This window comes from Nonomuraea jiangxiensis (assembly GCF_900099965.1).
GTDB lineage: Bacteria > Actinomycetota > Actinomycetes > Streptosporangiales > Streptosporangiaceae > Nonomuraea > Nonomuraea jiangxiensis.
This window is the reverse complement of the sequence record NZ_FNDJ01000005.1, coordinates 185136-199369: the sequence shown is the minus strand read 5'-3', so window position 1 is coordinate 199369 and position 14234 is coordinate 185136. Positions and strand designations below refer to the sequence as shown.

19 protein-coding genes are annotated in these 14234 nt (G+C 71.8%); 8 read left to right on the top strand and 11 right to left on the bottom strand.

The features are described 5' to 3' along the window. Positions 1-6: 6 nt before the first annotated feature. The 3 genes from BLS95_RS13085 to BLS95_RS13075 form a co-directional block, all read right to left on the bottom strand. Positions 7-954 carry a VWA domain-containing protein gene (locus tag BLS95_RS13085; protein ID WP_090931214.1) on the bottom strand — a complete coding sequence of 316 codons (948 nt, stop codon included), beginning with the start codon at positions 952-954 and terminating at the stop codon, positions 7-9. Beyond that, entirely contained in the window at positions 951-1883 is a 933-nt protein-coding gene (locus BLS95_RS13080; RefSeq protein WP_090931442.1) for a DUF58 domain-containing protein, read from the bottom strand. The genes BLS95_RS13085 and BLS95_RS13080 overlap by 4 nt, the downstream gene beginning before the upstream one ends. A gap of 89 nt (positions 1884-1972) precedes the next feature. Next, the gene (locus BLS95_RS13075) at positions 1973-2974 is read right to left on the bottom strand and encodes an AAA family ATPase (RefSeq protein ID WP_090931213.1); all 1002 of its coding nucleotides are present in this window, start codon (positions 2972-2974) and stop codon (positions 1973-1975) included. Between the two features lie 55 nt (positions 2975-3029). Here BLS95_RS13075 and BLS95_RS13070 point away from each other — a divergent pair, with 55 nt between their 5' ends. The 4 genes from BLS95_RS13070 (at position 3030) to BLS95_RS13055 (ending at position 6087) form a co-directional block, all read left to right on the top strand. Then, positions 3030-3800: a hypothetical protein gene (locus tag BLS95_RS13070; protein ID WP_176993166.1), complete on the top strand. Its 771-nt coding sequence runs from the start codon at positions 3030-3032 to the stop codon at positions 3798-3800. Positions 3801-3851: 51 nt separating this feature from the next. Next, positions 3852-4715 (top strand): DUF2268 domain-containing putative Zn-dependent protease, encoded by an 864-nt coding sequence (locus BLS95_RS13065; protein ID WP_090931212.1) that lies wholly within the window; start codon positions 3852-3854, stop codon positions 4713-4715. Between the two features lie 189 nt (positions 4716-4904). Beyond that, complete coding sequence (locus tag BLS95_RS13060) at positions 4905-5468, top strand: ClpP family protease (protein ID WP_090931211.1); 564 nt, start codon at positions 4905-4907, stop codon at positions 5466-5468. 1 nt (position 5469) lies between these two features. Continuing rightward, positions 5470-6087 carry an ATP-dependent Clp protease proteolytic subunit gene (locus BLS95_RS13055; protein WP_090931210.1) on the top strand — a complete coding sequence of 206 codons (618 nt, stop codon included), beginning with the start codon at positions 5470-5472 and terminating at the stop codon, positions 6085-6087. A gap of 850 nt (positions 6088-6937) precedes the next feature. Here BLS95_RS13055 and BLS95_RS13050 read toward each other — a convergent pair. After that, positions 6938-7516 (bottom strand): CGNR zinc finger domain-containing protein, encoded by a 579-nt coding sequence (locus BLS95_RS13050; protein WP_245765019.1) that lies wholly within the window; start codon positions 7514-7516, stop codon positions 6938-6940. A gap of 63 nt (positions 7517-7579) precedes the next feature. On the opposite strand from BLS95_RS13050, the gene BLS95_RS13045 reads away from it, so the two are divergent. Next, positions 7580-8428: an SCO6745 family protein gene (locus BLS95_RS13045; protein ID WP_176993165.1), complete on the top strand. Its 849-nt coding sequence runs from the start codon at positions 7580-7582 to the stop codon at positions 8426-8428. A 32-nt stretch (positions 8429-8460) separates the two neighbouring features. Here BLS95_RS13045 and BLS95_RS13040 read toward each other — a convergent pair whose 3' ends face one another. Next, a complete protein-coding gene (locus tag BLS95_RS13040; RefSeq protein WP_090931207.1) occupies positions 8461-8814 on the bottom strand; it encodes a VOC family protein in 354 nt (117 codons plus the stop codon). Between the two features lie 86 nt (positions 8815-8900). Between BLS95_RS13040 and BLS95_RS13035 the strand changes: the two genes are divergently transcribed. Further along, entirely contained in the window at positions 8901-9215 is a 315-nt protein-coding gene (locus tag BLS95_RS13035) for an ArsR/SmtB family transcription factor (protein WP_245765018.1), read from the top strand. After that, entirely contained in the window at positions 9212-9640 is a 429-nt protein-coding gene (locus BLS95_RS13030; RefSeq protein ID WP_176993164.1) for an SRPBCC domain-containing protein, read from the top strand. The genes BLS95_RS13035 and BLS95_RS13030 overlap by 4 nt, the downstream gene beginning before the upstream one ends. Here BLS95_RS13030 and BLS95_RS13025 read toward each other — a convergent pair. From BLS95_RS13025 to BLS95_RS13000, 6 genes are all read right to left on the bottom strand, one after another. Further along, the gene (locus BLS95_RS13025; RefSeq protein ID WP_090931204.1) at positions 9637-9849 is read right to left on the bottom strand and encodes a hypothetical protein; all 213 of its coding nucleotides are present in this window, start codon (positions 9847-9849) and stop codon (positions 9637-9639) included. The genes BLS95_RS13030 and BLS95_RS13025 overlap by 4 nt on opposite strands. A gap of 3 nt (positions 9850-9852) precedes the next feature. Beyond that, positions 9853-10581, bottom strand: coding sequence for an alpha/beta fold hydrolase (locus tag BLS95_RS13020; protein WP_090931203.1), 729 nt, complete (start codon positions 10579-10581; stop codon positions 9853-9855). After that, a complete protein-coding gene (locus tag BLS95_RS13015) occupies positions 10578-11192 on the bottom strand; it encodes a LysE family translocator (protein WP_218135737.1) in 615 nt (204 codons plus the stop codon). The genes BLS95_RS13020 and BLS95_RS13015 overlap by 4 nt, the downstream gene beginning before the upstream one ends. A gap of 41 nt (positions 11193-11233) precedes the next feature. Continuing rightward, positions 11234-12205, bottom strand: a complete 972-nt coding sequence (locus BLS95_RS13010; RefSeq protein ID WP_090931201.1) for a helix-turn-helix transcriptional regulator — start codon at positions 12203-12205, stop codon at positions 11234-11236. 48 nt (positions 12206-12253) lie between these two features. Beyond that, positions 12254-13015: a sulfite exporter TauE/SafE family protein gene (locus BLS95_RS13005; protein WP_090931200.1), complete on the bottom strand. Its 762-nt coding sequence runs from the start codon at positions 13013-13015 to the stop codon at positions 12254-12256. A gap of 85 nt (positions 13016-13100) precedes the next feature. Beyond that, a complete protein-coding gene (locus BLS95_RS13000) occupies positions 13101-13652 on the bottom strand; it encodes a dihydrofolate reductase family protein (RefSeq protein ID WP_090931199.1) in 552 nt (183 codons plus the stop codon). 99 nt (positions 13653-13751) lie between these two features. Here BLS95_RS13000 and BLS95_RS12995 point away from each other — a divergent pair, with 99 nt between their 5' ends. Continuing rightward, positions 13752-14222, top strand: a complete 471-nt coding sequence (locus BLS95_RS12995) for a pyridoxamine 5'-phosphate oxidase family protein (RefSeq protein ID WP_090931198.1) — start codon at positions 13752-13754, stop codon at positions 14220-14222. Positions 14223-14234: the final 12 nt, after the last annotated feature.

Sequence of the window (14234 nt, the reverse complement as noted above, 5' to 3'; positions counted from 1 at the left end):
CAAACGTTACGGGATGCGCGAGCCGAACATGACCGCCGCACCCGCCACCAGCAGCCCGGCCAGGATCGCGGCCACGATGAACCACTGGGTGATCTCCTGGTTGACCAGCTTGTAGCCGAGCGAGGTGCCGATCTGCTCGTAGACCTCGCGCAACTCGCTGCCGGACTCCGCGGAGTAGGCCCGGCCGCTGGTGCCGTCGGACAGCGACTGCAGGGTCTGCTTGTTGACCGGTACGTTGACCGGCCTGCCGTCGATGGCGACGGTGCCCTCCTGGGTGCCGTACGCGATGGTGGAGACCGGTACGCGGGCCTGCTGGGCGGCGTCGATGGCCTCGTTCACCGACCGGCCGGAGGTGTTGTCCCCGTCGGACAGCAGCACGACGGCGGCCGGCGGCGGGTCGGTGGCGGCCTGCTGGTCGAACGAGCGCAGCGAGTCGAGCGCGTTGAAGACGGCCTCGCCGATCGCGGTGCCAGGGCGGGTGGTGAGGTTGCCGATGGCGGTCACCACGGCCTGGTGGTCGGTGGTGGGGGAGATGACCACGTTGGCGGAGCGGGCGAAGGAGACCACGCCGACGTTGAAGCGGTCGGGCAACTCCTTGACGAACGCCTGGGCGGCGGCCTTGGCGGCGCTGATGCGGTCGGGCTGCACGTCGTCGGCGTCCATGGACAGGGACACGTCCAGGGCGATCATGATGGTGGCGCGGTCGCGGGGGACGCGTACCTCGCCGGCGGGTTTGGCGGCGCCGATGACCAGCAGCGACATCATGACGAGGAACAGCCCCGGCGCGACGTGCCGGCGCCAGCCGGGGCCGGCGGGGGCGACCAGGTCGAGCAGCGCGAGGTTGGTGAAGCGCACGGTGTAGCGGCGGCGCGCGAACATCGACACGATGTAACCCGCCACGAGCAGCAGCACCAGCACGAACAGCCACAGCCAGCCGGGGGAAAGGAAGGTCATGTGGCTCTCCGGTGGGCGAGGTGGCTCATGCGGCGCTGGCGCAGGACGAACTGTGCCACGTCGAACACCCAGTCCCGGTCGGTGCGCAGCACCAGGTGGGCGATCCCGGCGCGGCGCAGGGCCCGGCGGGTGCCCTCGCGTTGCGCCGCGGCCGCCTCCGCGTACGCGTGCCGAACTTTGGGAGAAAGATGCACTTCGCGTACTTTCCCGGTCTCGGGGTCGGCGAACGCGACCCGGCCGACGTCCGGCAGCTCCAGCTCGCGCGGGTCGATCACCTCGACCGCCAGCACCTGGTGGCGGGCGGCCAGCCGCCTGATGGGGCGCTCCCAGGCGCGTTCGGCCTCGGGGTCGAGGTCGGGATGGGCGTCGAGGAAGTCGGACACGATCAGCCGCATGCCGCGCCGCCGCCGGCTGGCCGACAGGACCTCGATGCCCTCGGCCAGGTCGGGAGGGTCGGGCACGATCCGGCCGCGCGGGGCGTCCATGAGGGAGTGCAGCAGGCCGAAGAGGGCGGGGCGGCCGGTACGGGCGGGCATGCGGTGGATGAACTCGTCGTGCAGCACCAGCGCGCCGAACTTGTCGCCCATCCGGCTCGACAGGAACCCGATCGCGCCCACGGCGGCCACCACCAGGTCGCGCTTGTCGGTGTCGGCGGTGCCGAAGTCCATGCTGGGCGACAGGTCGGCCAGCGCCCAGGTCTCCAGCTCGCGGTCGGCGATCAGGTCGCGGACGTGGGGGATGGTCGTGCGCGCGGTGACGGCCCAGTCCATGCGGCGCACGTCGTCCTCGCCGGGCACGTAGACGCGGCTGTCGCCGGTCTCGCTCCCGGGGCCGGGCAGGAGTCCCTGGTGCACGCCGTGCAGCAGCCCGTCCAGCCGCCGGGTGACGGTCAGCTCCAAGCGCCGCAGCGCCTGCTCCGCTGTGCTCATCTGCTGGTCACCGCCCTTCGTCGGCTGTGGGATCGTGCCGGGTCCCGGTGCTTCGATGCGGTACGCGGCGCCGGGTTCGTTCAGTGTGGTCAACGGTTCTGGTTCCAGACGACGAGGGGCGGGGGTACGGCGTGCAGGATCTGGCGGACGACCTGCTCGGGGTCGACACCGTCGGCCAGGGCGTCGAAGGTGAGCATCAGCCGGTGCGACATGACGTCCACGGCCACGTCGCGTACGTCGTCGGGCAGCAGGTAGTCGCGCCCGCGCAGCAGGGCCAGCGCCCGGCCGGCCGCCACCAGGCCCAGGGTGGCCCGCGGGCTGACGCCGATCTCGACGGTCTCGGCGAGGTCGGGCATGCCGTACTCGGCGGGGGCCCTGGTGGACATGACCAGCCGTACCACGTAGTCGGCGACGAGCTGGTGCACCGAGACCTGCTCGGCCGCCTCCTGCAGCGCCAGCAGCTTGCCGGGATCGAGCACCCGCTCGGGCACGGGCGGGGTGACGCTCATGCGGTGCAGGATCTCCAGCTCCTCGTGCGCCGTGGGGTGCGGCACGCGGACCCGGAACAGGAAACGGTCGCGCTGCACCTCGGGCAGCGGGTAGACGCCCTCCGACTCGATCGGGTTCTGGGTGGCCAGCACGATGAACGGCCTGGGCAGCGGATGGGTGACCCCGGCGAGGGTGACCTGCCGCTCGGCCATCACCTCCAGCAGCGCGGACTGGACCTTGGCGGGGGCGCGGTTGATCTCGTCGGCCAGCAGGAAGTTGACGAACACGGGGCCGAGCTCGACATCGAACTTCTCGTTGGAGGGATGGAAGACGCGGGTGCCGACGATGTCGCTCGGCACGAGGTCGGGGGTGAACTGGATCCGGGCGAACGTGCCGCCCACGACAGTGGCCAGGGTGGCGGCGGCGAGCGTCTTGGCGACGCCCGGCACCCCTTCGAGCAGGCAGTGCCCGCGCGCCAGCAGGGCCACGACGAGTCGTTCGACCATGTGCTCCTGGCCGACGATGACCCGCCGGACCTCGTCGAGACTCTGACGCAACAGGGCTGCGTCATTCCCCCCTGGCAACTCTTCGGCGACGCTCATGACGCCATTCCACCAAACGTGCCGCAAACGTGCACGACGCCACGTCTGTGCTTTCATGGCAAACGTGGCAAGTCCCCTGCAGTTCGGCGATCCACCCCGGTTGGGGCCCTACGTGGTGCAGGCGCGCCTGCAGTCGGCGCCGGCCGGGTTCGTGTACCTGGGCCAGGGACCCGACGGGCGCGCGGTGTCCCTGGGCCTGCTGACGCGCGGTGCCGCCCTCGACGCCGCGGCGCGCGAGCGTTTCGTGGCCGCGATCAGGGAGGCCGCCCCGGGCGAGCGGTCCCGGGTGCGCGGCTGGCTGGGCCGGGGCAGGCCGCGGGGCGCGGTGCTGGACGGCACGCCCGCGGTGCTGGGGCACGACGCCGGGCGCGCGCCGTGGGTCGCGGTCCCGTACGTGCCGGGCCGGCCGGGAGCCGAGTGGTTCCTGGAGCAGGTGATGGTGGGCGGGACGCTGATCGGGCAGGCGCACGGGCCGGACTTCGTGCCGTACTGGCTGACCGACCGCGCGCCCGCGCTGCCCAGGCCGGCGCGCCGGCGCCCGCCGCCCACCGAGACCCGCAGGCGGGTGCTGCTGGCCGCGCTCGCGCTGGTGCTGCTGCTGGCCCTGGTGGCGGCGATCCTGCTGCTGCTGTTGCTGGGCCGGCGCGCCAGCCAGCCGCAGCCCGTGCAGCTGCCGCCGACGGTGTTCGTGCCGACGCCGCCGCCGACGCCGCAGACCCCCGTGCCACAGCCTACGCCGTCGGATTCGCCGTCGCCGAGCCAGTCAGGGCCGGGGACGCCGGGCCGGTCGCCGGGGGACGACCCGGGCGAGGAGCCACAACTCTGACGGTCTTGCCGGCTTGAGTCTCCCCTTGCTGGAGACTTTAGGCTGCGCTGCATGGATTTCCTCGTTCACGACACGCTCACGGCGATGGCCGACCTGCTCGCCCAGCCGCTCGACCGGCGGCCCGGCGCGCTGCGGGAGATGCTGGCGCCCATGCGGGCGGCGATCCCCATGCCCGGCGACATCGTCGACCTCCACCACCGCGGCGGCGGCTTCCGGGTCGACGCCGAGGACCCGCGTTACCTGCCCGCCGTCCGGCGCATGATCGACGCCGACGTGCTCGGGCAGGTGCGGCGGGAGCTGGCCCGCGCCTCCGAGGCGCTGAGCGGGGCCAAGCAGGCCGAGTCGCTGCAGGTCATGTTCGTGCTCGGCAATCCGGACGACGATCACCTGATGAGGGTGGGCGGCGGCTACTACGGCATGGGCGGCTCGCCGGGCTGGATCTATCTGCTGGCGTGGCCGTCCGAGGAGGTCATCGGGCGGATCGCACACTGCGCGGTGCACGAGTTCCACCACGGCGTGCGCTACACCAACGTGGAGTGGGACCCGGCGACGGTGACCGTGGGGGAGCACGTGATGGCCGAAGGGCTGGCCGAGGCGTTCGTACGGGAGTTGTCGGGGCCCGGGGCGATGGGGCCGTGGTCGTCGATGGTGACCGGTGAGGCGCTGGAGGAGGCCCACCGGCTGATCATGGCGGACTTCGACCTGGCGGGGATGGGGCACACGACGGCGTACGTGCTGGGGGACAGCGCGATGCGCACCTTCGGGCAGGAGCCGCGCGGCATCCCGGACATGGCGGGATACGGGGTGGGGCTGCGGCTCGTCGATCGTGTGCTGGCCGCCACCGGGCTGTCGGTCGAGGAGGCGACGCTGCTGCCGGCGGCGGAGCTGATGCGGCGGGCGGCGGCGGACGTGTAAAGGCGGACGCGCGGAGGCGTGAGGCGCACGCGCGGCCCTTTCTCATATTGGCGAATGTCTGTCGAGGATAATTCGCTCTGGGTGGAATGCGCTTTTAGAGAAATGCGCCGCCAGCGAAAACATTCCTTACCGCTCGCCTTGCGGGACTAGCGTTTTTCGCAGAAATACCCGCGTAGAAAGGCGACCGTCATGGCCGAGACCAAGCACGCTGCCTGGCCTGAGCAGCTCAGTCAGCGCCTGCTCAAGGAGCGCATCGTCGTCCTCGGGCAGGAGGTGGACGACGAGATTTGCAACCGGCTCTGCGGGGAGCTGCTATTGCTGGCGGCCGAGGATCCCAAGCGCGACATAACGCTTTACATCAATTCCCCGGGCGGCAGCGTGCAGGCGGGCCTGGCGCTCTACGACATGATGCACTTCATTCCGTGTGACGTGGCGACGGTGGCGATGGGCTTCGCCGCCTCCATGGGGCAGGTGCTCCTGTCGGCGGGGGCCAAGGGCAAGCGCTACGCCCTGCCCAACGCGCGCGTCGTCATGCACCAGCCGCTCGGCGGCATCGGCGGCTCGGCCAGCGACATCCAGATCCAGGCCGAGAACATGCTCCACACCAAGCGCAGGTTGGCCGAGATCATCGCCCACCACACGGGCCAGCCGCTGGAGCGCATCCAGGCCGACTCCGACCGCGACCGCTGGTTCACCGCCCAGGAGGCCAAGGAATACGGGATCGTCGACCACATCGCCGAGGGGGTCAACTGACATGGCCGGACGTTACGTGCTGCCGTCGTTCACGGAGCGGACCTCCTATGGGACGAAGGAGTCCAATCCGTACACCAAGTTGTTCGAGGACCGGGTGATCTTCCTGGGCGTGCCGATCGACGACACCGTGGCCAACGACGTGATGGCGCAGTTGCTCACGCTGGAGTCGCTCGATCCCGACCAGGACATCAACCTCTACATCAACTCGCCCGGCGGGTCGTTCACCGCGATGACCGCCATCTACGACACGATGCAGTTCGTCCGGCCGGAGATCCACACGGTCTGCATCGGCGAGGCGGCCTCGGCGGCGGCCGTCCTGCTCGCCGCGGGCGCCCCCGGCAAGCGCGCCGCCCTCCCGCACACCCGGATCCTGCTGCACCAGCCGCACACGGAGGGCGGGCGCGGGCAGTCGAGCGATCTGGAGATCCACGCGCGGGAGATCCTGCGGATGCGGGACCAGCAGGAGGAGATCCTGTCCCGGCACACGGGGCGGGGGGTGCTGGAGATCAGGAAGGACATCGACCGGGATCGCATCTTCACGGCCGAGCAGGCTCGGACCTACCACCTGATCGACGACATCTACGCCTCCAGAAAACGCACCTTGACCCCCACCCGCTAACCCCGATCCCGCTGATCCCCGGGGTCCGCTGGTTCCTTGGGCCCGCTGATCCCCGGGGTCCGCTGATCTTTGGGGTCCGCTGATCCTTGGGCCCGCTAACCCCGGGTCCGCTGATCCCTGGGTCCGCTAACCCCATGGTTTCGCTGACCTTGGCCCGCCGACCCCGGGCCCTCAACCCCGCCGGGCCCTCAACCCCGCCGGGCCCCCACCCCCCAGCCCCTTAACCCTCGGGCCTGCTGACCTTGGCCTGCTGACCTTGGTCCGCTGGCCTGGGCTCGGTGTGCCCGGCGTGCTGGAGTCGACTCGCCGGGTCTGACGGGCTGGTCGCGGCTGCGCCATCCAGCGTGTCGGGCCCTGGCCGCTGGGATGCCGGCGGTGCGGGCCGGTCCGCCGTCCCGCCGTGCGGCGCTGCCCAGCGGTCATCCTCGCGTCTCGTGCACTGAGGTCCTACACAACCCCCCGTCGCACCCAACTCCACGCCGCACACAACACCGCCGCCGCACGTAGCCCCCGGCTGGTACAGCTGCCCCAGCGCCACACAGCCGCCCCTCTGCCACAGCTGCCCGCCGCCGCATCCAGCTCCGCGCGGCCCACAAGCCCGCCGCCGCACGTAGCCCCCGGCTGGTACAGCTGCCCCAGCGCCACACAGCCGCCCCTCTGCCACAGCTGCCCGCCGCCGCATCCAGCTCCGCGCGGCCCACAAGCCCGCCGCACATAGCGTCCTGCTGCCGCACGCTGCCCCAGCGCTACGCAGCCCTCTGCTGCACGCTCCCCGCCTCTGCGCGCTGCCCATCTCCGCAGAGAGTCTCGACGCTGGCCGTTGCGGTCCCGGTGCCCATTCCGGCGGGGGCTATGTGCGGCGGCGGGCGCGGTAGGCGCTGGCTTTGGCGCGGTTTTGGCAGGACAGGCCGCAGAAGCGGCGTGAGGCGTTGCGGGTGACGTCGAGGAAGACCAGGTCGCAGCCGCCCGCCTCGCACGCCCGCAGGCGCTGCCCCTGGCCGACGCCGATCACCATGGCCAGCGCCGTGGCGGCGTCGGCGGCCCAGGCGTCCACGAGGTCCGAGCCCGGCCGGTGGAAGGCCAGGATCGGCGGGTCGCCGTGCAGGTTGGGGACGGCGCCGTGCCGTACGAGGGTCTCGTTGAGGACGGCGGTCGCGTCCGGGGCGCCGGTGAAGGCGGGGCGGAGGGCGGCGGCCACGTCGGCGAGCCGGTCGGCGTCGGCGGCCGTGAGCGCGCGGGTGGGGATCCAGCCGTGCTGGTCGAACGCCTGGGAGAGGGCGGCCAACCGGTCGGCGGGCGGGGTGCGCGGACGGCCGAGCGCCTGGGTGACGGCCAGTTCGTTCACCAGGAGGACGGCCAGCTCCGCCCACCGACCGACATAACTGTCTATCTGGGATTGACCAGTGATGTGCCATGCGTCTATCGTCACTGGCATAGCTTACCTAGACAGTGAGGATTTGCCGTGAGTGCATCGTCCAGGCTCGCTCGCCGCATGTGGCATCAGCTTGAGCCCCTCCACGCGGTGCTGTACTTCTCGCCACCGGCGTTCGAGGCGGCGGCTGAGCTCGGTTACGAGGTCGAGCCGCGCTGGCCCAGCTACTTCGCCTACCGCACGGCCCCGCTGGGCCGGGCCGGCGCGCGGCTGGCCACGGCGGCGTACTACAGCTTCAGCCCGCGCACGATCGCCGAGCACGTGCCCGGCGTGTGGGCGGTGGCCTCGCCCGAGCAGGTGCTGGCGACGCGGTTGGCGGCGATCGACCGGACCTATCGGCAGCTGCTGGGTGACGGGGTGGCGGCGCCGGAGATGAAGGAGGCGGCGGAGCTGGCCAGGCGGGCCGCCGAGAGCGTGACGGTGGGCGGCCGGCCCTTCGCCGCGGCCAACCTGGACCTGCCCTGGCCGGACGAGCCGCACCTGGTGCTGTGGCAGGCGGCCACCGTGCTGCGTGAGCACCGCGGCGACGGCCACGTGGCGGCGCTGCTGGCCGCGGAGCTGGATCCGTGCGAGTCGCTGGTGTCGTTCGCGGCGATCGGCGCGGCCCCGGTGGCGAACTTCGGCGGGCGCGGCTGGAGCGAGGAGGAATGGGCGGCCGCCAGCGAACGGCTGGCCGCACGCGGGCTGGTCGGTCCCGACGGCCAGGCCACCGAGCGCGGGCAGGCGCTGCGCGACCAGGTGGAGCGCATGACTGACGAGCTGGCCGCTGAGCCGTGGCGGCTGCTCGGGGAGGAGCGGGCCGAGCGGCTGGCCCGGCTCGGCTCCCCGCTGCTCGGTGCGATCTTCGAGGCCGGGATGCTGCCGATGACGAGCACGCTCGGCATCGCCACCGTCAGAGTTCCCGATTGATCAGCACTGCTCCCGACCGGTGCGCCGCTCGATCAGGTCTGAGGGCGCGCGAAGCCGGGGGCGGGCTGCCAGAGGCTGATGCGGGTGCCCTGGTCGTCGGTGCACGCGCAGCCGCGGCCCGAAGTGCTCTCGTACATCTCACCGGTGCTGCCGCCGAGCTCGCGTACCCGCTCCGCCGCGGCGTCGACGTCGGGGACGTCGTAGTAGAGGTTCGGCTGGGAGGAGGGGCCGTCGGCGGTGAAACCCATGGGCACGGACGTGTTGGTGACGTGAAGGTAGGTCTCGTGCTCCCGCCTGAACTCCCAGCCGAACAGCTTCCCGTAGAAGGCCGCCGCCCTGTCCAGGTTCGCCACGGACAGGGTGTAATAGTGCAGTTCGACGGACATGCGCGTACCTCCGCAATAATTGACGCTATCGTTAAGGATTAACACCCTAACGGAAGCAGGCAAAGATTAACAACGACGTTAACGATGTGGACGCGACGCTGGCCGCGCTGGCCGACCCCACCCGGCGTAAGGTGATCGACCTGCTGCGCGAAGGGCCGCGCCCGGCCGGGGAGCTGGCCCAGGCGGTGCAGATGAGCGCGCCCGCCCTCAGCAGGCACCTGCGGGTCCTGCGGGCGGGCGGTCTCGTACGGGCCGAGGCGGGCGGGGCCGACGCCCGCCTGCGCCTGTACACCCTGCGGCAGGAGCCGTTCGCCGCCCTGCAGGCGTGGCTGGACCAGGTGCAGGCGTTCTGGGCCGAGCAGCTCGGCTCGTTCAAGGACCACGTGGAGCGCCGGCAGTGAACTCCGTCCAGGCAGGCGTCACCGTCCTGGTCGATCCCGCGACCGCGTTCCAGATCTTCACCGACGAGATCGACCGCTGGTACGTACGCGGCCGCCACAGCTGGGTAGACCCGGACCGCGCCGTGGGCATCCGGTTCGAGGACGGCTACCTGCGCGAGGTGTGGTCCGACGGCGGCCACGTCGACACCGGCAGGATCGTGGTCTGGGAGCCCCCGCACCGCCTCGTCTGGGCCGACCTGCTCAACCCCACCGGCCGGATGGAGATCGAGATCGCCTTCAGGCCGGTCGAGGGCGGCACCGAAGTGCTGCTGGAGCATCGCGGCCTGGACACGCTGCCGCCGGACGTGGCCGGGCGGATCCGGCGCGGCTACTCCTGGAACATCGTCCTGGGGTGGTTCGCCGGACAGTGGCGGGCGCGGGTCTAGCGGCGGCCGTACTTCTTGTGCACGGCCTGCTTGCTCACCCCGATCGCGTTGGCGATCTGCGCCCAGGCGAGCCCGGCCACCCGGGCCCGCCGCACCTGGACCGCCTCCAGGCGCTCGATCTCACGGCGCAGCGCGGTGGTGGCGTGCAGTGCCAGCAGCGGATCGTCGTCCTGCGCCTGCCTCATCAGGGTCGCCAGGTCGTTCGTCATGCCCTAAAGGTAGTCCAGCAGCAGGGCGTTGACCTCCTCCGGACGTTCGAGAGAGGGCAGGTGCCCGGCCCACTCCAGCTCGACCAGCCGGGCCCGCGGCAGTTCGCCGGCCAGGTGGCGGGCGCTGGCCACGAAGTACGGCAGGTCGTGCGCCCCCGCCACGACCAGCGCGGGCACGTCGACGGGCGGCAGTTCGCGCTCGATCTGCTCGGGCTCCGGATCCGCGGCGAGCTGCACCTCGAACGCGTGCCGCTGCATGCCCACCAGCCGCTCCCACGCGGCCTCGGACGCCTCGGGGCCGAGCAGGGTGCGCGCGTTGAGCTCGGCGGCCCCCTGCGTGTCGCCGAGTTCGAGCAGCCGCCCCTCCTCCGTCCAGTACGCCCGCACGTCCGCCGTCGGCTCCAGCGTGGAGATCGGGTTGAGCAGCACCAGGCGGTCGGCGAGCCCGTCGGCGGCCAGCTCCAGCGCGGCCCGGCCGGCGCCCGACGACGCCACCACGGCCGCCCGTCCCACGCCCAGCCCGGCCAGCACCTCGGCCACGTCTCCCGCATCGCTGTACGGCCCGTCCGCCTGGAACGGCGTCCGCCCGTACCCACGGAAATCCACCTTGATCACCCGGAACCGGGCGGCCAGGGCGTCCCACTGCGCGTCCCACATCCCGGAATCCGCCGCCGACGAGTGCAGCAGCACCACCGGCTCACCCGTGCCCCGTTCGGCATGCCAGATCGTCATCGCGCCTCCACCACCAGCCGCACGCCCAGCCCGATCAGCACCACGCCCGAGATCTGCTCCAGCCGCCGCCGGACCCCCGGCCGGTCCAGCCACGCCTTCGCCCTCGCGACGGCCCAGATGAGCAGCCCGTACCAGAGCAGGTCCACCACCACCCACACCAGGGCCAGCGTCACCAGCGTCAGCGGCACGCTCTGCCCCGGCGGGACGAACTGCGGCAGGAACGACATCGCGAACACCCCCGCCTTCGGGTTGGCCAGGCAGGTCCCGACGCCCGCCAGATACGGCCCGCGCCAGCCCGCCACCACCTCGCCGGCGGGCGGCTGCGGCGCCTCCTTGCGCGCCTGCCACAACGACTGCGCCCCCATCACCACCAGGACGACGGCGCCCGCGACGCGCATGACGTCGTAGGCCAGCTCCGAGGCCACCAGCAGCGCCGACAGTCCGAACGCGGCGGCCAGTCCCCACGCCAGGATCCCGGTCTCGTTGCCCAGTGTGGCGGCCAGGCCCGAGCCCCGGCCGGCGCGCAGGGTCTGGCGCAGGATGACGGCGGTGCTGACCCCGGGCACCATGGCCACCAGGACGCACGCGCCGATGAACGCTAGAAGATACATGCGCGGCATCGTGGCAGACTGGCGCCCGGATATCGCCTGATTTATTGGTAGATCTTGCCTAGCGCCGTGACCGCCTCGACCATCAGGGCCCGCAGCTCCGGCGGCCCCAGCACCTCGACGTCGGTCCCCATGCGCAGCAGCAGCCAGCGCGCGTGCGTCAGCGACTCGACGGGCACGGTCAGGGTCAGCCAGCCCTCGGCGTCGGGCTCCCCGGCCGCGTCCAGCGCGGCGGTGACCACGTCGGCGCCCATCGTGTACGCCAGCAGGTCGCCGCGCCCGGGGGCGAGCTTGATGACGGCCCGCGCGGTGTACATGCGCTCGCGGAACTCCTGGGTGTAGCCGTGCCAGAACTCCGCCAGCTCGAACTCCTCAGGCCGGGAGAACCGCCCGGGCAGCGTCTCCACGGTCAGCACGCGCGCCACCCGATAGGTGCGCGGGGTGCCGCCCGGTGGCGCGGCCACCATGTACCACGACCCGCCCTTCAGCACCAGCCCGTACGGATGGACCACCCGGTCCACGACCTGGCGGCCCCAGCGCCGGTAGGTCATGTGCAGCGGCCGCTGATCCCACACCGCCGCGGCCACCGCGCTCAGGTGCGGCACGTCGTCGCCCGAGCGATACCACCCCGGCACGTCGAGCAGGAACCGCTCGCGCATCCGCGCCGCGTGCGAGCGCGGCTCGGGCGGCAGCGCGGCCAGCAGCTTCAGCTCGGCGGCGGCCGCCACCTCGGCCAGGCCCAGCTCCGCCGCCGGGCCCGGCAGCCCCGCCAGGAACAGCGACGAGGCCTCCTCGGCCGTCAGCCCGTTGAGCCTGGTGCGGTAGCCGTCGAGGAGCTGGTAGCCCCCCGCGGGGCCGCGGTCGGCGTAGACCGGTACCCCGGCCGCCGACAGCGCCTCCACGTCGCGGTAGACCGTGCGGACCGACACCTCCAGCTCCTCGGCCAGCTCAGGCGCGGTCATGCGGCCGCGCGTCTGCAACAGCAGAAGCAGCGAGAGCAGGCGGCTGGCACGCATGCCGCCATTCTATGGACGCCCTGGGCGGCTGGCAGGTGGGCGCCGGGATCAGCCGAACTGCTGCCAGCCCAGCCTGATCACCATGGCCACCACCACGCACAGCAGGACGATCCGGACGAAGGCGGCGCCCCGGCGCAGCGCCATGCGGGCCCCGAACTGGGCGCCGGCGACGTTGCACACCGCCATGCCGAGCCCGAGCCCCCAGTGCACGTGCCCCTGCGCCGCGAACACCGCCAGCGCCCCCAGGTTCGTCCCGATGTTGATGATCTTCGCCGAGGCGGACGCCGACACGAAGTCCAGCCCGAGAACGGTGGTGAACGCGATGATCAGGAACGTCCCGGTGCCCGGCCCCATGATCCCGTCGTAGAACGCGATCACCACCCCGGCCGTGACCACGGCGGCGAACACCCGTCCCCGGGTGCGCAGCCGCGGCTCCGGTACGGCCCCCAGCCCCGGCCGCAGCGTCACGAACGCCGCCACCGCCAGCAGCACCACCATGACGGCCGGCCGCAGCACCTCGGCCGTGATCGAGGCCGCCGCCCAGGCCCCCAGCCCGGCGCTCACCATGGCCAGGCCCGTCGCGGGCAGCGCCACGTGCCGGTCGATCTTCGTGGAGCGCGCGTACGCCACGGCCGCGGAGGCGGTGCCGAACATCGAGGACACCTTGTTGGTGGCCATCGCCTCAACGGTGGGCAGCCCGGTCATCAGGGTGGCGGGAAGTTGCAGCAACCCACCGCCGCCCACGACGGCGTCCACCCAGCCGGCGCCCGCCGCCGCGGCCAGCAACACCAGGACCTGCTCCAGCGGCACGCCATCCCCCGAATCCCACGAAACGGGGATGAGTGTACAAGTCGCACTCTGGTCACTTTCGACCCCCCGGTATCGCGATCGGAGGTCAGGGGGAGGTGGCGCGCTCGACCGTGTAGGTGGACTGGACGACGCCCGCCCCGAACACCTGGGTCGAGCGGTGCGTGAGCGGGACGTCGCCGCCGACCGGGCCGAACAGCGGCAGGCCGGTGCCCAGCAGAACCGGGACCGTGGTGATCGTCATCTCGTCGATCAGGCCGGCGCGCAGGAAGGCACGGATGACCTGGCCGCCGTCGACGTACACGCTCGTGGCGCCGCGCTCGGCCAGTGCCCGCAGGAGCCGGTCGAGGTCGCGGTGGACGGTGATGCGCGGGTCGGCGCCGTCCGGCAGCGTGGTGCTGAGCACGGCGACGTGCTTGCCCTCGTGCGGCCAGGTGTCGAAGGCCAGGCCCGACTCGTACGTGCCGCGTCCCATGACGACGGTGTCGATGCCGTCGGCGAACTTCTGGTAACCCAGGTCGCCGCCGGCGGCCTCGCCCCGGCTGGTGAGCCAGGCGAGGTCCCCGTCCTCGCGGGCGATGAACCCGTCGAGGCTCGTGCCGATGAACACCGAGCACGTGAACGGGCGGTCGGCGGGCATGCGCGTCTCCTGTCTATTAGTAAATGTCCATTCGTTTACTAACGTAGAAGACGACAGCCCGTCACGCAAACGGCGAGGCCGGAGTGCATGATGGGGGTCATGGCTTCATGGCGGGAGTTCGACCGGCAGGCGCCGGAGTTGGCGGCAGTGGCGCGGCGCTTGATGGAGGCCTACCGGCACAAGGTCCTGGCGTCATTGCGCAAGGACGGCTCGCCTCGGGTCAGCGGCATCGAGACGAGCTTCAGGGACGGCGAGTTGTGGACCGGCTCGATGTCCCACGCCGTCAAGGCCGCCGACCTGCGGCGGGATCCCCGGATGGCGATCCACGTCACCTCGAAGGCCCCGGAGGGGGCCGACCCCTCGGAGTGGGAGGGAGACCTGAAGCTGGCCGGGCGGGCGGTGGAGGTCACCGATCCCCAGGTGCTGGCCTCGTTCGAGCTGCCCGAGGCCGACTCGCATCTGTTCAGGATCGAGCTGACGGAGGTGGCGTGGACCCGGGTCGAGGGCGACGAACTCGTCATCGACGCCTGGAGCGAAGGGGTGGGCGCACGCCAGATCCGCCGCAAGTAATCTACAAAGTAA